20 protein-coding genes are annotated in these 19293 nt (G+C 63.4%); 14 read left to right on the forward strand and 6 right to left on the reverse strand.

Annotated features, from left to right (window positions below):
- Window positions 1-130: 130 nt before the first annotated feature.
- Window positions 131-448: a cupin domain-containing protein gene (locus BGP00_RS08290; protein ID WP_292690247.1), complete on the reverse strand. Its 318-nt coding sequence runs from the start codon at window positions 446-448 to the stop codon at window positions 131-133.
- Between the two features lie 189 nt (window positions 449-637).
- On the opposite strand from BGP00_RS08290, the gene BGP00_RS08295 reads away from it, so the two are divergent.
- Together BGP00_RS08295 and BGP00_RS08300 are read left to right on the forward strand one after the other, a co-directional pair.
- Complete coding sequence (locus BGP00_RS08295) at window positions 638-1171, forward strand: hemerythrin domain-containing protein (protein WP_292690249.1); 534 nt, start codon at window positions 638-640, stop codon at window positions 1169-1171.
- Between the two features lie 3 nt (window positions 1172-1174).
- The gene (locus tag BGP00_RS08300; RefSeq protein ID WP_292690250.1) at window positions 1175-1630 is read left to right on the forward strand and encodes a DUF1810 domain-containing protein; all 456 of its coding nucleotides are present in this window, start codon (window positions 1175-1177) and stop codon (window positions 1628-1630) included.
- Here the strand turns inward: BGP00_RS08300 and BGP00_RS08305 are convergent.
- Genes BGP00_RS08305 through BGP00_RS08325 form a run of 5 tightly spaced genes read right to left on the reverse strand, consistent with a single transcriptional unit; the run spans window position 1627 to window position 7001 of the window.
- Complete coding sequence (locus BGP00_RS08305) at window positions 1627-2475, reverse strand: HAD hydrolase-like protein (RefSeq protein WP_292690252.1); 849 nt, start codon at window positions 2473-2475, stop codon at window positions 1627-1629. The genes BGP00_RS08300 and BGP00_RS08305 overlap by 4 nt on opposite strands.
- Window positions 2462-3943: a biotin carboxyl carrier protein gene (locus BGP00_RS08310; RefSeq protein ID WP_292690254.1), complete on the reverse strand. Its 1482-nt coding sequence runs from the start codon at window positions 3941-3943 to the stop codon at window positions 2462-2464. Before BGP00_RS08310 ends, BGP00_RS08305 begins: the two co-directional genes overlap by 14 nt.
- Before the next feature lie 3 nt (window positions 3944-3946).
- The gene (locus BGP00_RS08315; RefSeq protein ID WP_292690256.1) at window positions 3947-5275 is read right to left on the reverse strand and encodes a biotin carboxylase N-terminal domain-containing protein; all 1329 of its coding nucleotides are present in this window, start codon (window positions 5273-5275) and stop codon (window positions 3947-3949) included.
- A gap of 11 nt (window positions 5276-5286) precedes the next feature.
- The gene (locus BGP00_RS08320) at window positions 5287-5745 is read right to left on the reverse strand and encodes a biotin/lipoyl-containing protein (protein WP_292690258.1); all 459 of its coding nucleotides are present in this window, start codon (window positions 5743-5745) and stop codon (window positions 5287-5289) included.
- The gene (locus BGP00_RS08325) at window positions 5742-7001 is read right to left on the reverse strand and encodes a Tm-1-like ATP-binding domain-containing protein (RefSeq protein WP_292690260.1); all 1260 of its coding nucleotides are present in this window, start codon (window positions 6999-7001) and stop codon (window positions 5742-5744) included. Before BGP00_RS08325 ends, BGP00_RS08320 begins: the two co-directional genes overlap by 4 nt.
- A 114-nt stretch (window positions 7002-7115) precedes the next feature.
- On the opposite strand from BGP00_RS08325, the gene BGP00_RS08330 reads away from it, so the two are divergent.
- The 12 genes from BGP00_RS08330 to BGP00_RS08385 all read left to right on the forward strand — a co-directional run bounded on the left by BGP00_RS08330 (window position 7116) and on the right by BGP00_RS08385 (window position 19275).
- On the forward strand, window positions 7116-7931 hold the full coding sequence (locus BGP00_RS08330; protein ID WP_292690261.1) for a helix-turn-helix domain-containing protein: 816 nt from the start codon (window positions 7116-7118) through the stop codon (window positions 7929-7931).
- A 127-nt stretch (window positions 7932-8058) separates the two neighbouring features.
- Window positions 8059-9075, forward strand: a complete 1017-nt coding sequence (locus tag BGP00_RS08335; RefSeq protein ID WP_292690263.1) for an NAD(P)-dependent alcohol dehydrogenase — start codon at window positions 8059-8061, stop codon at window positions 9073-9075.
- 66 nt (window positions 9076-9141) lie between these two features.
- On the forward strand, window positions 9142-9696 hold the full coding sequence (locus BGP00_RS08340; RefSeq protein ID WP_292690265.1) for a VOC family protein: 555 nt from the start codon (window positions 9142-9144) through the stop codon (window positions 9694-9696).
- Entirely contained in the window at window positions 9693-10931 is a 1239-nt protein-coding gene (locus BGP00_RS08345; RefSeq protein ID WP_292690266.1) for an MFS transporter, read from the forward strand. The genes BGP00_RS08340 and BGP00_RS08345 overlap by 4 nt, the downstream gene beginning before the upstream one ends.
- Before the next feature lie 19 nt (window positions 10932-10950).
- Complete coding sequence (locus BGP00_RS08350; protein WP_292690268.1) at window positions 10951-11889, forward strand: helix-turn-helix domain-containing protein; 939 nt, start codon at window positions 10951-10953, stop codon at window positions 11887-11889.
- A 132-nt stretch (window positions 11890-12021) separates the two neighbouring features.
- The gene (locus tag BGP00_RS08355; RefSeq protein ID WP_292690270.1) at window positions 12022-14577 is read left to right on the forward strand and encodes a TonB-dependent receptor; all 2556 of its coding nucleotides are present in this window, start codon (window positions 12022-12024) and stop codon (window positions 14575-14577) included.
- Window positions 14578-14644: 67 nt separating this feature from the next.
- On the forward strand, window positions 14645-15178 hold the full coding sequence (locus BGP00_RS08360; RefSeq protein WP_292690272.1) for a 2,4'-dihydroxyacetophenone dioxygenase family protein: 534 nt from the start codon (window positions 14645-14647) through the stop codon (window positions 15176-15178).
- A gap of 22 nt (window positions 15179-15200) precedes the next feature.
- Window positions 15201-15734 carry a 2,4'-dihydroxyacetophenone dioxygenase family protein gene (locus BGP00_RS08365; RefSeq protein ID WP_292690274.1) on the forward strand — a complete coding sequence of 178 codons (534 nt, stop codon included), beginning with the start codon at window positions 15201-15203 and terminating at the stop codon, window positions 15732-15734.
- A gap of 13 nt (window positions 15735-15747) precedes the next feature.
- On the forward strand, window positions 15748-16587 hold the full coding sequence (locus tag BGP00_RS08370) for an SDR family NAD(P)-dependent oxidoreductase (RefSeq protein WP_292690276.1): 840 nt from the start codon (window positions 15748-15750) through the stop codon (window positions 16585-16587).
- Window positions 16584-16904, forward strand: coding sequence for a cytochrome c (locus BGP00_RS08375; RefSeq protein ID WP_292690278.1), 321 nt, complete (start codon window positions 16584-16586; stop codon window positions 16902-16904). Before BGP00_RS08370 ends, BGP00_RS08375 begins: the two co-directional genes overlap by 4 nt.
- Window positions 16901-18520, forward strand: a complete 1620-nt coding sequence (locus tag BGP00_RS08380; RefSeq protein ID WP_168602032.1) for an FAD-binding oxidoreductase — start codon at window positions 16901-16903, stop codon at window positions 18518-18520. The genes BGP00_RS08375 and BGP00_RS08380 overlap by 4 nt, the downstream gene beginning before the upstream one ends.
- Window positions 18520-19275 (forward strand): glucose 1-dehydrogenase, encoded by a 756-nt coding sequence (locus BGP00_RS08385; RefSeq protein ID WP_292925739.1) that lies wholly within the window; start codon window positions 18520-18522, stop codon window positions 19273-19275. Before BGP00_RS08380 ends, BGP00_RS08385 begins: the two co-directional genes overlap by 1 nt.
- Window positions 19276-19293 lie beyond the last annotated feature (18 nt).

A 19293-nucleotide genomic window follows, 5' to 3' on the forward strand; every position in this document is an offset into this window, starting at 1 on the left:
TTCAAACCCCCGAACCACAAACCACCCCCAGCCAACCAGCACCACCCCCAGTAACGGGATTGCAAAGGGCCCCCGCCCTTTGCCCGCCGGAGGCAAAAAGAAGCGCCCCCCGGCTCCAAGATCTTCCGCTTCAACCCTGCTCAATATGGATCGCGAGCCAGATGGTCGGATCGGCGGTATAGGTGACCCAGTGAGGCGTACCGGCGGGGATCAGCAGGCAGGCGCCGGTTTCCAGCACATGCTCAATGCTCCCCTCCATCAACAGCCGGGCCTTCCCATGCAGGACCAGCACCCATTCATCCCAATTCTGCACGTAAGGCCGATCGGCAGGCGTCACATGCCCGCGCGAGACGATGCGCTCGATCCGCAGGCCGGGGCGGCTGAGCAGGTCTTCGAAGGTTTCGTTGCCATCGATCGGTGCCCCGATCTGCAGAAGATTGTCCGGCATGACCTTTAGTTTCCTTTGAGTGGACGGGTCCTGAAGGTTGAGAGATCGGTCCGGCCCTTTCAATGAAAATCACAGCCTGCCTCGACACTCCCCGTCATAAAATTTTCCCGGCTGCGGCACCTTGCTCCCGCCCAATTCTTTCGTCCGTCTAGGCTCAGCAATCATGCGGGCGATAAGATGGAGAGATTGATGACCAGCACAAAGACGGCAAAAGCCTCAGTAAAGACCAGGGCCGGATCCAAAACCGCGCGCAAAAGCGCACGCGCCGCCGCAAAACCGGCCGACGCGATCAAACTGCTCAAGGATGACCACAAGGAGGTCAAGACCTGGTTCAAGCAGTTTGAAGCGCTGGAGGAAGACAGCGAGAAGCAGGCTTTGGCCGATCAGATCTGTCTGGCGCTGACCGTGCATACCCAGATTGAGGAAGAAATTTTCTATCCCGCCATCCGCGAGGCCATCGATGATGATGACCTGCTGGACGAAGCGGAGGTGGAACATGCCAGCGCCAAGCATTTGATTGCCGAAATTCAGGCCATGAAGGCCGGCGACCGCCTGTTTGACGCGAAGGTAACGGTTCTGGGCGAATATGTGAACCATCACGTTGAGGAGGAAGAGACCGAGATGTTTCCCGAAGCGCGCGACACGAAGGTCGACCTCAAGGATCTGGGCGTCCAAATGGCGGCGCGCAAGGAAGCGCTCATGGCGCAGGCCCGGAAGGGCTAAACCATGACCGACCCCTTTGACCTCCAGCGCTTTGTCTCCGCTCAGGCCGACACCTTTGACGGCGCGCTTGCCGAGATCAGCGTCGGGGCCAAAACGGGCCACTGGATGTGGTTCATCTTTCCGCAAATGGCCGGTTTGGGGGAGAGCGCGATGGCCCGGCATTATGCCATCCGCTCTTTGGATGAGGCGCGGGCCTATCTTGCTCATCCGGTGCTGGGGCCAAGGTTGCGGGCTTGCGTGGCGGCGCTTGATGGGCTGGATCTGTCTGCGCCCGAAATGGTCTTTGGCCCTGTGGACGCGATGAAGCTGCGCTCCTGCCTGACGCTCTTCCTCGCAGCCGGGGGCGGAGGCGCCTTTCGTTCCGCGCTGGCGCGGTGGTTCGATGGCCAGCAAGACGAGGCAACCCTCGCCTTGCTGGCCGATCGGCTTCAGGAGCCGAGGCGGCGCCAGATCCTCTAGCCCGATAGGGCCTGCGTGATCAGGCTCAATCGGTCGATCACGGCATGGGGCTGCTGGCCGGGGGGCAGCGCGTGGATCGTGTCGGGCCGCATCAATCCGGTAGTCATGCCGATGCCGATGGCGCCCGCCTTGCGCGCCATTGCCATTTCCAGCGCCGGATCGTCGCCCACCACCACCATCTGCGCCGCCGCGCTGCGCGGCAGGCCCATCGCGCCCATGGCCACATCAAGGGCAACCCGCGAAGGCTTGCCCAGCACCCGCGCCCGCTTGCCCGTCAGCGAGGCGATCATCTGATTGATGGCAAAGCTGGACCCGATGCCGCGCCCCGTGGCGGTGGCGAAAAATGGCACATGGCTGGCCGTGGTCAGGCGCGCGCCGTCCCACACGCTTTGGCAGGCGGCCTCCAGATCGGGAAAGGTAAAGCCGCGAAACCAGCACGTATAAACCGCGTCCACCTGCGCCCTGTCCGACGGCCCGATCACCTCGATCCCGCGTTCGACCAGCGGGGCTTCCGTCCCCGGATCGCCCAGCATCCGTACGCGCCGCAGGCCCCGTTGCTCCAGCCAGATCGCCGCGCTGGTCGATGGGGTCATCATCTCCTCATCGGCCAGATCGAAACCGGCCGCACGCAGGCCCCTGGCATAGGCGGCAGGCGGCTTGGCCGTGCCATTGGTGAAGACGCGAAACGGGATGCCGCGCCGCCGCAGGCGGGCCAGCAGTTCGATCGCTCCGGGCAGGGCCTCATGCTGGCCGCTGGCCGCATTGCCCAAAGCGATGGTGCCGTCCATGTCGAAGATGAACCCGCGCGCCCCGGCGATTTTCTCGGCCAAATCATCCGGCAACATGCGCGCCTCCATGCAGGGCGAGGCGGGTGGAGCCGCTCTCGATCACAATGTCGCGCGCGGCGGGGCGCGCGGCCAATTCCTTGAGCAGCTGCAGGATTCCGGCCGCGTCGGGGTTGTAATGCGCAGGCGATGGCCCGGCCGCGATCATCGCGTCGATCTGATCCGATGGCATCACGGCGCGCAGCAAGAATTCTTCGTCAGGCATGGTATGGCCCCATTTGCGGCGCAAATCGGCCAGCGTGGGAAAGGGTGGTTCGGCGGCGATTTCGGCGGCGCGGGGGCGGTCTAGGATCGCGGCCTCCACCGCCGGGTCGAGTGGACTGGTCGGGCGACCGAATTTGCCCATGACATAGCGCAGGATTTCATCCGACACTTGCGCATAACGGCGCGCGCCGATGACATTATACAACGCCTGGCTCATCACCATTTGCGGAAAAGGCGTGACCATGATCGGATAGCCCAGTTCGGCGCGCACCCGCTCGGTTTCCAGCACCACCTCGTCAAAGCGATGCTCCAGCCCCAGTTCGGCCAATTGGCGGCGGGTGGTGGTCATCACCCCGCCCGCGATCTGGTGGCGCAGGAAACTGGCGTCGAAACTCTGCGGCGTACCGACCGGCAGGCCCTGCGCGCGGGCGAGCCGCCACCAATAGTCCGAAACCTTGGCCAGCATCGCCTCGTCGGCGCGCACGGTATGCCCCGCGGCGCGCAGATTGGCCAGCATCCGCCCTGCTTCTGGTAGCGACGAGCCATCTCCCAAAGGCCCAATGCCCACATGCACGGCATCGATAATGCCCAGATCGGCCGCGGCAAGGCTGGTCAGGCCGCCATAGCCGATGGTGCAATGGGCGTGAATTTCCAATGGCTTGTCGCCGATGGCGGCCTTGACCAAAGGCGCGAGGCTGCGCACCCTTTCGGGGCTCATCAACCCGCCGGGGTCTTTGAGATAGAAGCAGTCAATATCGGGGCAGGCCGCCAGCCTCCGGGCGAAATCGGCATAGAATTGATCAGTGTGGATGGCCGAGAGCGTGAAGGTCAGCGCGCCCATCACCTGCGCCCCGCCTTCGCGTTTGACCAATCGCGCCGCCTCGATCACCGCATCGGCGTCATGCATCGGATCAAGGATGATGAATTTGCCGATCCCCGCCCTTTGCAACAGGCGATAGGCCAGCGCCATGAAATCGGGATCGGCCTGTTGCCAGGCGATAAAGCGCAGGCCGGTGGTGATGAATTGTAGCGGCGTGTTGGGCATGGCCGCATGCATCCGGCGGATGCGTTCCCACGGATCATTGCGGAAATAGCGCACCGCTACGGCCATGGTGGTCGAGGAGGTGAAGTCGATCGCGCTGAAGCCCACCCGGTCCATCGCGCCCGCAATCGGCAGGATCTGGGCCGTGTTCAGCCCGGTCGCGCCCCACAGAGATTGGTTGCCATCGCGGATCGAGACATCGACAAGCGAAATTTCGGCCATGGTTTAAAGCCCTTCCAGAAAGCGCGTGTCGACCCCGCCCGCGATAAAGCGCGGATCGGCGGCAATGCGGCGGTGGAGCGAGGTGGTGCTGGCCACGCCCTCGATGCTCAGCGTATCGAGCGCGCAGGCGAGCCGTGCCACGGCGGCGGGCCGATCCTCGCCCCACACGATCAGTTTGCCCATCAGCGAGTCGTAAAAGGGCGGGATCATGCCGCCGCTGGCGATATGGCTGTCCACGCGGATGCCGGGGCCTGCGGGCCATGCCGCGCGCGTCACCGTGCCGGGGCTTGGGCGGAAATCGGCCTCGGGGTCCTCTGCATTGATGCGTACTTCGATGGCATGGCCGCGCGGGCGGATGGCGTCCTGATCCAGGCTGAGCCGCGCGCCGCCCGCCACCAGCAATTGCTGCTCGACCAGATCGACGCCGGTGATCGCCTCGGTCACGGGATGTTCGACCTGAATGCGGGCGTTCATTTCAAGGAAGTAGAAATCGCCCGTTTTGGCATCGACCAGAAACTCCACTGTGCCCGCGCCCTTGTAATGCAGGCTCTTGGCCAGAGCGACGGCGGCCCGCTCCAGCCCGCTGCGCGTGGCATCAGGCAGCATCGGGGCAGGCGCTTCCTCCACCAGCTTTTGAAACCGCCGCTGGATCGAGCAATCGCGCGTGCCCAGATGGATCGCGCTTTCGCCATCGCCCAGCACCTGCACCTCGACATGGCGGCCGCTGGCGATGAAACGTTCGACATAGACGCGCGGGTCGCCAAAGGAAGCCTGCGCCTCGGCCATGGCCATGGCGATCATCGGGATCAGGTCTTCCTCGCGCTCCACCCGCTTCATGCCCTTGCCCCCGCCGCCCGCCACGGCTTTGAGCAGGACCGGAAAGCCGGTTTCACGGGCGCGGGCCAAGGCTTCTTCCGGGGTCGAGGCTTCTCCGCCCGGCACCACCGGCAATCCGGCGGCCTGCCCCACCGCGCGCGCCATCAGCTTATCGCCCATCGCCTCAAGGCTGGAGATGTCCGGCCCGACAAAGATGATGCCGGCATCGGCTGCTGCCTTCGCAAACCGGGCGTTTTCCGACAGAAAGCCATAGCCGGGGTGAATGGCATCGGCCCGCGCGGCCATCGCCGCTGCGATCACCGCGTCCACATCCAGATAGCTCTGCGCCGAAGGGGCGGGGCCAACCAGCGCCACCTCGTCGGCCAGCATGGCGGGCAGGCTTGCCGCATCGCCCTGCGAAGCGCCCAGAATTGCGGTCATTCCCAGTCTTTGCGCCGTGCGCGCAACGCGCAGGGCGATCTCGCCGCGATTGGCGATAAACAGCCTTCGGATCATGATTTTTCCTTTTAGGCGGCAGGCCGGATGTGGATCAGCTCGGCGCCATGGCCGATCGCTTCGGCATTGCCCGCAACAAAGGCGACCACCTCGCCGCTCACCCCGGCATGGACCGGGTTCATCAGTTTCATCGTTTCGACAATGCCCACCACTGTGTCGGCCTGCACCTGACTGCCCAGTTCGACAAAGGGCGCGGCGCCGGGCGCGGGCGCGCGATAGAAGGTGCCGGGCAGGGGCGCGCGAATGGCGACAAGGCCCTCGGGCGTATCGGGCGCGGCGGTGCTGGTGGTCTGGGTGGGCGCGTGCTGGGCCGCCCATTGCCATTCCTGCGACCATCCGCCGCCATCTCCATCACGCCGCACTTTCAGGCGAAAGCGCGCGGTGGCAATGTCGAGTTCGCGGTAATTGCTGCCGTCAAGGATGGCGACAACATCGCCGACATCCTCCGGGCTGAGAAAGGGCGCGCTCATGCCGCCACCATCGCGGGCTGGCCCAGCAGGCTTCGGGCATGGGCAATGATCGCCTGAGCAAAGGCGGGATCGTTGAAATGGGCGTCGATGGCATGGAACTTTGCGTTTTGCGGCATGGATCGGCGCATATGCTCGGCGAAGGGCGGCGGCAGGCTGGGGTCGTAGAGGTGGCCCTGCGTGCTGTCATGGCTGGAAAAACCGCCCAGCGGGGTGAAGAAGGCCACCGGCCCCTTGGCCTGCCCCATCATCGTGATCAGCCTGTCGCCAATGCGTTCCAGATCAGCCAGATCGGTGCGCACGGCGGTCAGATGCGGATTGTGTTTGTGATAGCGCTTGCCGGGGAATTGCACCTGCGCCGCATCGATCGGGCCGCCGATGATGAAATCGGCATTGCCCGGCGCCCAGATCGTGGGAATGCCGCGCGCCATGCCCACCGTGCCGCGCGCGGGGCCGCCATCGGCCAGACCACCAAACATATGGTCGATGATCTCGGTCACCGAAAGATCCAGCACCAGCGCCACATCGCGCTCGGCGGCAATCGCGTCCAGCGTCGGCCCACCCACGCCCGAGGAGTGAAACACCATGACCTCGCAACCATCGCTCTCCAGCGCCTGGCGGATCGCGCGGGTGGTCGGCTCAGTGGTGCCAAGAGTGGTCATCAACACCAGCGGGCGCTCGGAAACGGGCATACCGTCATAGCCTTTGGCCATGCCCGCAATAGCCAGCGCGGCGTTGCGATAGACATCGCGGCTGATCGTGTTGATCCCGGCGATATCGGTAACGGCATTCATCATGGCGATGTCGCGCACGCCTACATAGGGCTTTGTGAAACCCGACGCCATCGTCGAAACGATCAGCTTGGGCAGGCCATAGGGGAAGCTTTGCATCAAGGCGCCCGCCAGTGCGGTGCCCATCGACCCGCCCACCGACAGGATGCCATGGATCGGCGTATGCGCGGCAAATTCATGCGCGGCGCGGATCGAGCCTGCGATCATCATTTCATGGATCTGGCCTTCATGGCCCAGCGCCAGAATGTCGGCAATGGTCGATCCGGCCGCCGCAGCCACGGCATCCGGCCCGATCTCGGCGCCCCCCAGATCACGCCGGACGCTGGGGTCGAGATGCACGACATTGGCCCCGGCGCCTTCGAGATGCTCGCGCACGAAACGGGCCTCTTCCTGTTTGGTATCCTGCGTGATGATCAGCATCACATTCTTGCGCGACGCATCGCCCATAGTGTTCGGATCCTCTCTCATGCCTTGCTGGTCCATTGGCCGCAGGCTTTTTCTGACGCCGATATTTTCATGGCCGACACGGATTGCCTAATGCATTTCGCGCGGTAAATTTCACAGCGTGAAACGGGGGGCGGCATGGCTTTGGGTGAAGACAACATGGCCCGGCAATCGGGCGTCAAATCAATCCGCGCGCTGGAACGCGGGCTTGATGTGCTGCTGGCCATCAGGGCGGCGGGGGGCGGGGGGCTGAGCCTCAACGCGCTGCACCAGCAATTGGGCCTGGCGAAGGCGACTCTCCTGCGCCTGTTGCAAACGCTGGCCAGTCGGCGGCTGGTGTGGCGGCGTCTGGCCGATGGCCTGTGGTTGCCGGGCGCGGCGGGTGCGGCGGCGCCTGATCGTGTGTGCCGCATGGCCGAAATCGCCTCGCCGCTGCTGGTCGAATTGTCGGCGCAGGTGGTCTGGCCCAGTGTGATCGCCATCCCCCGGTTCGACCATATGGAAATCATCGAAACCAATGGTCAGGTCGCCCGTTTTGACTTTGCCGCGTTGGGGCCGGTGGGGGCCAAACTGTCCTATCTGCATACGGCCACGGGGCGCGCCTATCTTTCCGCCTGCGCCGATGCCGAGCGCGACGCGATCATTGCCCGCCTGACCCCGCCCGGCGCCACGAGCGAACAGCGCGAACAGATCGATGCGATCATTGCCCAGACCCGGCAGCGGGGATGGTCAACGCGCCTGCCGCATCATCCATGGTCGGACCGTGACCGGCAAACGGTGCTGCGCGACGGCAAGAATTCGATCGCCGTGGCGGTCAATGGCGAGAATGGCCCGATTGCGGCCATCAACATCACATGGCCTGCCCGTCGCGCCGTGGTCGAGGAAGTGGCCCTGCGCCATTTATCCAACCTTCAGGGCATTGCGGCGCGCATCGGCCGGCTGGTTGATGGATGAAGTTTCACCAGATGAAATTTTCAGCGCTTGCGGAGCGGCGCCGATTGGATGACCTATAGCAACCAGAGGCCGCCGGAAGACGAAGCGGGCCTTCAGAGGGCGGCAAAGCGCCCCATCGGGGGATAGGATGAAAGCCTGGATCTTGCGCAAGGGGGCGACGAGCCTCGACGCCATGCAGCTTGTGGAACAGGATGCGCCGGTGGCCGGTGCCGGAGAAGTGCTGATCCGGGTGCGGGCCTGTTCGCTCAATTACCGCGATCAGATGATCCCGCTCGGCCTGTATATGGGCGGGCCGGTGACGCAGGATATCGTGCCGCTCTCCGATGGCGCGGGCGAGGTTGTGGCTGTTGGCGAGGGCGTGTCCCGCTTTGCCGTGGGCGACCGGGTGGCGGGGACCTTTTTCCAGAACTGGATGGATGGGCCGCCCAATCCCGCGATGGGGCCTGCACTGGGCGCGGCGGGGGCCAGGGGCATGTTGGCGCAATATGTTGCCTTGCCCGAAAACGGTGTGGTCAGGATCGCGCAAAGCCTGAGTTTTGAGGAGGCGGCCTGCCTGCCCTGCGCCGGGGTGACGGCATGGAACGCCTTGATGGAAGGAGCGCATCCGGTGTCGGCGGGCGAGCATGTTCTGGTGCTGGGCACCGGGGGCGTGTCGCTGCTGGCGTTGCAGATCGCCAAGGCGGCGGGCGCGCAGGTGATCGCCACCAGCGGTTCGGATGACAAGCTGGTGCGCGTGGCGGCGCTGGGCGCGGATGAAACGATCCAATATCGCACCACGCCCGACTGGGGCGCCAAGGCGGCCGCCCTGTCGGGAAAGGCGGGCGTCGAGCATGTGGTCGAGGTGGGCGGCGCCGGAACTCTGGCGCAATCCATCGCGGCGGTGGGCTTTGCGGGCGAAATCGCGCTGATCGGGGTGTTGACGCGTGAGGGCAATACTTCGCCCCATGGGCTGATGTTCAAGGGGGCCAATCTGCGCGGCATTTTCGTCGGATCGCGCGGCATGGCCGAGAGGCTCAACGCTTTTATCGACGCCCATGGCATCAAGCCGGTGATCGACAAGGTGTTTACGCTGGAGGAGGCCAAGGCCGCCTATGCCTATCAGGCCTCGCCCGATCTGTTCGGCAAAGTGGTGATACGCCTGTGACCTAGGCCGCGAAACGCAAGAACCAGAGCGCGGGGCATGGACCTCGCGCCGGTAAAGGAGAGAGCGATGCAATTGCCGAAAGGGCATGCGATGGGCTTTGGCGCCCGCGTGGGCCAGACGATTCAGACGGCCTATGTGGTGCGCGATATTCATCAGGCGATTGACTGGTGGATTGACGAGGCGCGGGTGGGGCCGTGGTTCCTGCTCGACCATTTTCTGGCGCCCGATCATGTCTATCGCGGGGCGCAGGCCACCGGCGATGTCGCCATCGCCATGGCTTTTGCCGGGTCGATGTGCATCGAATTGATCCAGCCGCTGGATAATAATCCTTCGGTTTACAAGGATCTGATCGACAGGCGCGGCTATGGTTTTCACCATATCGGCGTGGCGGTGAGCGATGTTGATGCCGAAATCCCCGCATATGAGGCGCGCGGCTATAAGGTCGCCTACCGGGCGCAGGTGCCGACCGGCGGCGCAGTGGCCTATCTGGACGATGGGCGCAATGATCCAGGGATGCTCGAACTGATCCCCGCCACATCGGGCATGGACGAGGCGTTTACCCGTTTTCAAGCGGCGGCCCGGAATTGGGATGGCTCTGATCGCGTAAGGCCTTTTGCATGAGCGCGCCCGATCCCAATGCCGCCACAAGGCGCGGCGCGGCCTATCAGATCTGGGTGGTGGGGCTGCTCAGCCTCAATTTCGGCATCGTCTTTTTCGACCGGAACGCTCCCAATTTCCTGATGCCTTTTATCCAGCACGATCTGGGTTTCAGCAACAAGGCCGTCGGCCTGCTTTCCAGCGCGCTGTCGCTGACATGGGCGATTGCCGGATTTGTGGTGGGCGGCCTGTCGGACCGGATGGGCAAGCAAAAGATCGTCGTCGTCTGGGCCAGCCTTGCCTTTTGCCTGTGCTCTTTCGTATCGGGCGCGGCGGGCAGTTTCATGGTGCTGTTTGCCGCACGCCTGCTGATGGGCGTGGCCGAAGGCGGGATCATGCCGGTCAGCCATGCGATGATCGTCGAGGAAGTGGCGCCCGCGCGGCGCGGTATGGCGATGGGCATCGGACAGAATCTGGGGTCGAACCTGCTGGGTTCCTTTGTGGCGCCGCTGGTGCTGGTGTGGATCGCCAACACATGGGGCTGGCGCGAGGGTTTTTATCTGGCTGCGCTGCCCGGCATCGTCACGGCCGCCCTGATCGCTTTCACCCTGCGCGAACCGCCCCGGGAAGCCCATGAACATGCCGAGCGCCCCAAGGTGACGATGCGCGAGGCCTTTGCCAATCGCAATGTCATCCTGTGCGCCGCGATTGCCGTACTGCTGGTCAGCTATCTGGTGGTGTGCTGGGCTTTCATGCCGCTTTATCTGACCAAGGTGCGCGCCATGGCGCCCGAAACGATGAGCTGGATGATGGCGGTGCTGGGCATTTCGGCGGGGCTGGGCAGCTTTCTGGTGCCCGCCATATCCGATGCCATCGGGCGCAAGCCGGTGATGATCGGCTTTTCGGCGCTGGGGATGCTGCTGCCGCTGGGCGCGCTCTATTACACGGGCGGAAGCTGGGGGCTGGCGGCGATTTTCTTCTTCGGCTGGGGGCTCAATGGCCTGTTCCCCATGTTCATGGCCACGATCCCTTCGGAATCGGTCGATCCGCGTCTGGCCGCCACACTGACCGGCATGGTGATGGGCGCGGGCGAGGTGCTGGGCGGTGTGCTCAGCCCCTTTGTCGCCGGGGCTGCGGCCGATGTCTGGGGGCTGGGCGCGCCGCTGTGGATCATGCTCGGTCTTGCTCTGGCGGCCACGGTGCTGGCGCTGGGGCTTTTGGAATCCGCGCCTGCCGTCCTGGCCCGGCGCGTACGTTGATCTTGCAAAGGTAGGCAACATGAGCACGATCGAACATTTCTCCACCGCCCGGATCGCCGCCAATGAGCGTCTCGATTTCTGGAACCGGCTGACCAATGAGACCTATCCCGGCACCTTGGTCGATCAGCGCAAGGATGCTTTTGAAGCGGAAATGCGGCGGTGGAGTCTGGGCGATCTGGTGATGATCCGCCCGCGATCCTGCGGCAGCCTGGTGCAGCGTCGCCCGACCGGATCGGCGCCCGAGGCGGTGGTGCTGCATGTCCAGCATTCGGGCCGGTCGCGCCATGAACAATGCGGGCGGGTGGCCGAGCTGGGCGTGGGCGATTTCGTGCTGTCCAGCGCCAACGAACCCTATCGCATCGATCTGCGTCAGCATGAGTTTCTGGTGGTGGAAATGCCGCGCGCCGGGTTGGAGGCGCGCCTGCCCGATCTCGATGCCGCCCTCTCGCGCCGCATTTCCGGGGCCACACCGGGCAGCCGCCTGCTGCACAATTTCATCCTCTCGCTCTGGCAACAGGGCGACCAGGGGTATGGCGATCAGGGGCGGGGCGATACGGCATGGGAGCAGGGCGTGTCCAACGTCTTCCTCGATCTGCTCAGCCTTGCGGTGCGTGATGCGGACCATCCTGTTCAATCCTGCAGGCCCCTGCGCGAGAAGATCAAGACGCTGGTGGATGCCAATCTGGGCTGCGCGCAATTCGGGTCGATCGAAATCGCGGCGGAGCTGGGCGTCAGCGTGCGTACGGTGCAGAACGCCTTTGCCGCGATGGGCACGACCCCTTCGGCCTATATTCTTTCGCGGCGTCTGGCGCGCGCCTGCGAATTGTTGATCGTCAATCCGACGATGAGTGTGACCGCCATCGCCTTCGACCTTGGTTTTTCCGACAGCGGCTATTTCGCCCGCTGCTTTCGCGCCGCCTATGGCGCCACACCTTCGCAATGGCGGGGCATGCAATAGGTTTGCGGCCCTGATTTTGCGTCTCTGTCCCAATCCCTTGCGTCACAGTGCAAGCCAAGGGTTTTTCAGTCGCTAAATTCACACAACGACGAACCGGTAAAAAGACCGGCAGTCAGGAGAGGAACCGGAACTATGCGTAGCATTTTGCTCGTGGGTGTGGCGCTGTGCGGGCTGATCACAGCCTCCCCCGCTTTTGCCGCCCCCGCATCTGCCGCCGATGAGGAGGCCAAGGCCAAGGATAACGGCGGCATTGAGGCCATCGTTGTCACCGCGCAAAAGCGGTCGGAAAACGTGCAGAACGTGCCGATTGCCATCAGCGCCTTTACCGCCAATGCGCTGCAGGAGCGCGCGGTCACCAGCGTGGCCTCGCTCTCGGCCATCGCGCCCAACGTGACGCTTGACGCCGGCACACCCTTTTCGGGCAGCTCGGCCGTGCTCTCGGCATATATCCGCGGCATTGGCGCCAATGACTTTGCCTTTAACATCGATCCGGGCGTCGGCATCTATCTGGACGGTGTCTATCTGGCCCGTTCGGTGGGCGCCAACCAGGATCTGCCCGATGTGGAGCGGGTCGAGGTGCTGAAAGGGCCGCAAGGCACGCTGTTTGGCCGTAACACGATCGGCGGCGCGATCAGCATCGTCACCCATGATCCGGGCAAGGAATTCCGCTTTACCGGCAGCGTGACCACCGGCAGCTTCCGGATGTTTTCGGCCAAGGGCACGGTTGATCTGCCGATCACCGAAAGTCTGTCCTCCTCGCTCAGCTTTTCAACGACGCACCGCGACGGCTATATGCACCGCATCCCGTTCCCCGGCGCTTCGAACTATGCCGAGGACCCGATCACCTCGTTCAAGGCGGCCGGATATTACAACAGCGGTTACGGCACCGAAGGGGGTGACAACAATTACAATCTGCGCGGCAAATTGCGTTACAATGACGGCGGCGCCCTGCGCGTGACGTTGAGCGGCGATTACAGCAATATCGACACATCCCAGATCGCCAACAAGCTCATCGCCACCTTTCCGGCGGTGTTTGCGGGCACCTATAATTGCGCCATCGCGGGCAATCCCACCCAGACCGTGGGTGGCGTGACCGGCCCTTGCGACAGCTTTATCGGCGGGCCTCCGTCGGGCGCCTTTGTCGGCAATCGGGGCGGGCTCAATTCGGTGGTCGATCTGCCCTCGATTTACGGCGTCAATGCCGATGCCAATCCGAACAACAACCGGCTGCCCTATGACAACCGTTTTGTGACCAACAGCATCGACACTAGCTATGCCAATGGCAACAATTTCTCGAAAATGAAGTCCTATGGCGGGGCGGCCACCATCGATTACGATCTGGCCGAAAACATGACGATCAAGTCGGTGACCGCCTATCGCGAACTGCATTGGAAGGCGGGCATGGATCTGGACGGTTCGCCGCTCGATTTCCTGCACACCAGCTTTGAAATGAACCAGAAGCAGTTCAGCGAGGAGCTGCAACTGACCGGCAAGGCGATGGACAAGAAGCTCAACTATGTGCTGGGCGCCTATTACTTCACCGAAAGCGGTAATCTGCATGATTACGTGACCTTTGCCGAAGGCCTGCTGCAGGTGGACGGGCCGAACAATCTGTCCACCAAGAACTTCGCCTTCTATGGTCAGGCCGACTATAAGCTCACCGAGCAGCTGGGCATCACCCTGGGCGGGCGCTATACCCATGAAAGCAAGACGTTCGAAGGGTTCCAGTCGGACAATAATGGCTTGAATTACAAGCTGGCCCAGTTCTTCGGCGATCCCAATTGCGCCTCGCTGACGCCGATCTCGAACCAGTGCCGCATCGACAACAACTTCCCCAATCCGGGCCAGCCCCTGCGCTATTACATTGCGGGCGAGCAGCACAAGAGCTTCAACAATTTCTCGCCCAAGGTGGGCCTGCAATATCACCCCAGCGATGCGATCATGCTCTATGCCAGCTGGTCCAAGGGCTACAAGACCGGCGGCTGGACCACGCGCCTGTCCAATCCGCTGCCCTATGCCCCCGGCTTTGGCCCCGAAAAGGCCACGACCTATGAAGTGGGCGCCAAGACCCAGTTCTTTGATCGCCATCTTCAGATCAACGGCGCAGTGTTCCAGACCGATTACGCCGGCATCCAGCTCAATTTCCAGCAGGGCGTCTCGCCCACCATCCAGAACGCGGGCGTTGCGCGCATTCGCGGCTTTGAACTGGAACTCACCGCCGCGCCCGCCCAGGGCCTGACGCTGACCGGATCGCTGGGCTATACCGATGCCGTCTATACCTCGGTCGACGGCCCGGCGCAGGTGGCCGCCTCTGCCTCGCAGGCGGGCGTGTTCGCGGGGGCCAGCCTGCCCAAGACTCCGAAATACAAGATCAACATCAGCCCCCGTTACGAGGCTGATCTGGGCAAGCATGGCAAGCTGGTGCTGCTGGGCGATGTCACCTTCACCGACAAGATGAAGAATGACACCGAAGGCACCTTCCTGCTCGACCGTCCCGCCACCACCGTCATCAACGCCAGCGCCACCTACAGGCCGCTCAGCGGGTTCTGGGATCTGACCGTGGGCGGCACCAATCTGACCAACGAGCGCTATCTGACCACGGGTCAGGCGCAATATGCCGGTGGCCAGATCTACGGCACCTACAGCCGCCCGGCCGAATGGTACGCGCGGCTTGGCATCAAGTTCTAATCGAGACCCTGCCTTGCGCCGGGCGGGCCTCGTCCGTCCGGCGCCCTTTCCCTTGAAGGAGGCATCCATGCCCGAAACAGCGCACAGCGAATTCTGGAAAGACATCACGCCGGTCGAAAAGGTCTTTCGCGAGGGCGGCCTGCCCGAAGTCTATTTGCCCAAGATCGCCGAGGGCGACGAACGCTACTGGGTGCCGATCAGCGAGACCGTCTCGTCCAAACCGGTGTGGATCAGCCCGTCCAAGAACATGTGGGCCGATGTGCTGATGAGCAAACAGGCCGGGCTGGTGAACCGCCATTACCATCCGCACCCGATCTGGGCCTATACGATCAGCGGCAAATGGGCCTATCTGGAGCATGAGTGGACGGCCACCGCGGGCGATTTCGTCTATGAAACCCCCGGCGAGAGCCACACGCTGGTCTGCTATGAACATGCCGACCCGATGAAAGTGTTCTTCGTCGTCTCCGGCCCGCTGATGTGGCTGGACGAGGCGGGCAACACCACCGGCCACTATGATGTCTTCGACTACATCGCCGCGGCCCGCGCCCATTATGCGAGCAACGGCATCGGCGCCGACTATGTCGACACGCTCATCCGATAAATCTCCACAAGAGGAACAGCCCATGGGCACTATGAAAGCACCGCCGTCCTCGGCCTATAAGATCGTGCAGGTCGAGGAGCTCTACGCCGATCTTATCAAGAACAAGGGCGTGGAAGGCACCTATGTCGGCCGCGAAGAGAGCGAAAGCCCGTGGGTGCCTTTTGGCGAGGGCGCGGCGATCCGCCATCTGGCGTTTGACGTCCGGCAAAACATCTATTGCAACATCCTGTGGATCAAGGCCCCCGGCGTGATCGGCACCCACAAGCATCGCGGGCCGGTCTGGGCCATCGGACTGGAAGGCTCGTTCCGCTATCTCGAATATGGCTGGGTGTGCCGCCCCGGCGATTTCATCACCGAAACGCCCGGCACGGCCCACACGCTCGTCACCGATGATCCCGACGGCATGAAGGCCCTGTTCTGGATGCAGGGCGCCAACGAGTTTTACGACGCCGATGGCAAGCATGTCGAAACGCTCGATGTGTGGTGGTTCATGAACCACTACGAGACCTATTGCCGCGAAAACAACATCCCCATCAACCCCGCGCTCTATCTTTAAAGGATCAGGCACAGTGGCAATTCTGGACAGATTTTCGGTCGCGGGCCGCAGCGCTCTGGTCACGGGGGGCGCCTCGGGCCTCGGCCTTGCCTATGTCGAGGCGATGGCCGAAGGCGGCGCGGCGGTGACGCTGAGCGACATTGACTTGGCCGGCGCCGAGCGCGAGGCGCAGCGCCTGCGCGATGCGGGCTATGAAGTGCGCGCCGTTGCGCTCGATGTGTCCGACAGCGATGCCGTGGCCCGCGTGTTCGACGATCACGCCAAGGTGTTCGGCGGGTTGGACATCTGCTTTGCCAATGCCGGGATCGACACCGGGGCGGGCTTTTGGAACCCCGAAGGCCATCGCAACCCCGATGGGCAGGTCGATACCTATGATCCCAAACGCTGGGACAAATCGATCGCGGTCAATCTGTCCGGCATGTTCTATACGATCAGCAATGCCGTGCGGGTTATGAAGCAGCCGGGTCGGGCCAATGGTCGCACCGGGGGCTCGATCATCGCCACCGCGTCCAATGCGGGCCTCGTCACCGAACCGATTGTCGGCCTGCCCTATATGCCTGCCAAGGCGGGCATTTTGCATATGGTGCGCGCGCTGGGGCTGGAGCTTGCCGAGTTCGGCATCCGCATCAACGCCATCGCGCCGGGGCCTTTCGTCACCAACATCGGTGGTGGTTGGCTGAAGAAAGATCCCACCGTGCGCGCGGCATGGGACGCCATCGTCCCCTTGGGCAGCGTGGCCGAAACCGAGCAGATGAAGCCGCTGGCGCTGCTGCTTGCCAGCGATGCCTCTGATTACATGACCGGCGCCCATGTGGTGATCGATGGCGGCATGATGCTGGGGAGGTTTAAATGAGGCGCTGGGCATTGTTGCCGCTGATGCTGCTGGCGGCCCCCGCCTCGGCGCAAACGGGGCAGGCATTGGGCCAGACGCTGGCGCAGCGGCCCCCGGCCAAGACCTATGCCAGCATTTGCGCCTATTGCCACGGCCACAATGTGGGGCCGATCATTTTGGGCCGCAAACTGCCGGTTGAATATATTCAGGCGATGGTGCGCGCGGGCCGCAACGGGATGCCCGCGATGCGCCCGACCGAAATCTCGCCCGCCGAACTCGACGCACTGGCCGCATGGATTTCCAAGGCCCCCAAAGACATCAAGGAGCACGGCCAATGAGCGGGGCGACCATCGACAGACGCGGATTGCTGGGCGCGGGCGTGGCGGCGACCATTGGTATTGCCGGACAGGCGATGGCGCAGGGCGCCGTTCTGGCACCGGGCGTCAGCAAGGCTGATCTGGCCGCCGCGCTCAAGGCCATGCGCGCCGTGGTGGGCGATGCTTGGGTGGCGGGCGATGCCGAGAGCCTGCGGCCATGGTCGAAAAGCTATACGCCCGACCCTACGGGCCGCCATGCGCCAGTGGGCGCGGTGGCGCCGGAAAATGTCGAGCAGGTGCAGGCGATCCTGAAAATCGCCAACCAATATCGCCAGCCCCTCTGGCCGGTCAGCACCGGCAAGAATATGGGCTATGGCAGCACCACCACCGCCGCGCCGGGCCAGATCGTCCTCGATCTCAAGCGCATGAATCGCATCCTTTCGGTCGATACCGAGCTGTGCACCGCGCTGGTCGAACCGGGTGTCACCTATCAGCAGCTGCGCGACTATCTGGACGAGCACAATATCCCGCTGTGGATCGATGTGCCCACCGTTGGCCCGATTGTCGGCCCGGTCGGCAATACGCTGGATCGCGGCGTGGGCTATACGCCCTATGGTGAGCATTTCATGGTGCAATGCGGCATGGAGGTCGTCATGGCCAATGGCGACATTTTGAAAACCGGCATGGGCAGCACCAAGAACCCCAGCGCATGGCAGGCGTTCAAATGGGGCTATGGCCCTTATCTGGACGGCATTTTCACCCAGTCGAATTTTGGCGTGGTGACGAAAATGGGCCTGTGGCTGATGCCCGCGCCGCCGGTCTATAAACCGCTGGTGGTGCGCCACAAGAAGATGGAGGATGTGGCACGCATTACCGATGCCATGCGGCCTTTGCGCATAGCCGGGATTGTGCCCAATGTGGTGCTGATGATGGGGGCGGCCTATCAATTGGCCATGTTCCACCGGCGCGGCGAAGTCACCACCAAACCCGCACAGGTCAGCGATGAGGAAATCGCCCAATTCGCCGCAAAGCATGATCTGGGCATGTGGAACACCTATATCGCGCTTTACGGCACGCCCGCGCAGGTGGCCGAAAGCGAGCGCATCATCCGGGGCGCCTTTGCCGCCATCGACGGCGATGTGATGACGCAGGAGCAGATGAAGGACAACCCGTGGTTCCACCACCACGCCACGCTGATGCGCGGCGGCCTCAGCCTTGAGGAAGTGGGCCTTGCGCGGTGGAAGGGCGCGGGCGGGGGCCTTGCCTGGTTTGCGCCCGTGGCCCCGGCCAAGGGCAGCGAGACGCAGGGGCAGATCGATCTGGCCAAACAGATCCTCGCGCGTCACGGCTTTGACTATACCGCCGCCTTTGCCGTGGGCATGCGCGAATTGCACCACATCATCGCGCTGCTGTATGACAAGAGCGACCCGGCCGAGGAAAAGCGCGCCGATGATTGCTATCGCGAACTCGTCACCGGATTTGGCGATCGCGGCTGGTGCTCCTATCGTACCGGGGTTCACGCGATGGACCTGGTGGCGGCGCAATATGGCGAGACCAATCGCGCGGTGAATGCCGCCATCAAACAGGCGCTTGACCCCAACCATATCCTTGCCCCCGGCAAATCGGGGATCGCATGATGGGCGCGCGGTTTGAGGGCAAGGCTGTGCTGATCACCGGGGCGGCAACGGGCATAGGGCGGGCCACCGCCCTTGCCTTTGCCGCCGAGGGGGCCAGCGTGATGATCGGCGACATCGACCCGCGCGCGCAGGAAACCCGCGCAATGATCGCGGCGGCGGGCGGCAAGGCGGAGTTTTGCCATACCGATGTGCGCGATCCGGCGGCGGTTGAGGCTTTGGTCAAGGCTTGCCTGTCCCATTTCGGGCGGATGGATTGCGCGTTCAACAATGCGGGCGTTTTGCCGCCCCAGCGCCCCATCCATGAGGTAACGCCGGAGGAGTTGGATCTGGCCATCGATGTTGATTTCAAGGGCGTGTTCTATGCGATGCAGGCGGAAATCCGGCACTTTCTGACCGTAGGCGGCGGGGCGATTGTCAATACGGCCAGCGTGGGGGCCTTGATCGCGGACCCTAATATGAGCGCCTATTGCGCGATGAAACATGCCGTGGCGGGCCTGACCAAGGCGGCGGCGGTGGAATATGCGCGGGTGGGCATCCGCACCAATTGCATCGCCCCCGGCTTTGTCGTCACGCCGATGACCCGCCATTGGGCCGAAAGCAACGCCTTTACCGACATGTTCTTCGCACAGAACATCTCCGGCCGCGCCGCGCAACCCGAGGAAATCGCCCCCACCGTCCTGCATCTGTGCAGCGATGGGGCCAGTTTCATCAATGGCGCCACATTTGTGATCGACGGCGGCCAGACGGCGCATTAGTATGTATCACAGACAAAA

This window comes from Novosphingobium sp. 63-713 (genome assembly GCF_001898925.1).
Taxonomy (GTDB): domain Bacteria; phylum Pseudomonadota; class Alphaproteobacteria; order Sphingomonadales; family Sphingomonadaceae; genus Novosphingobium.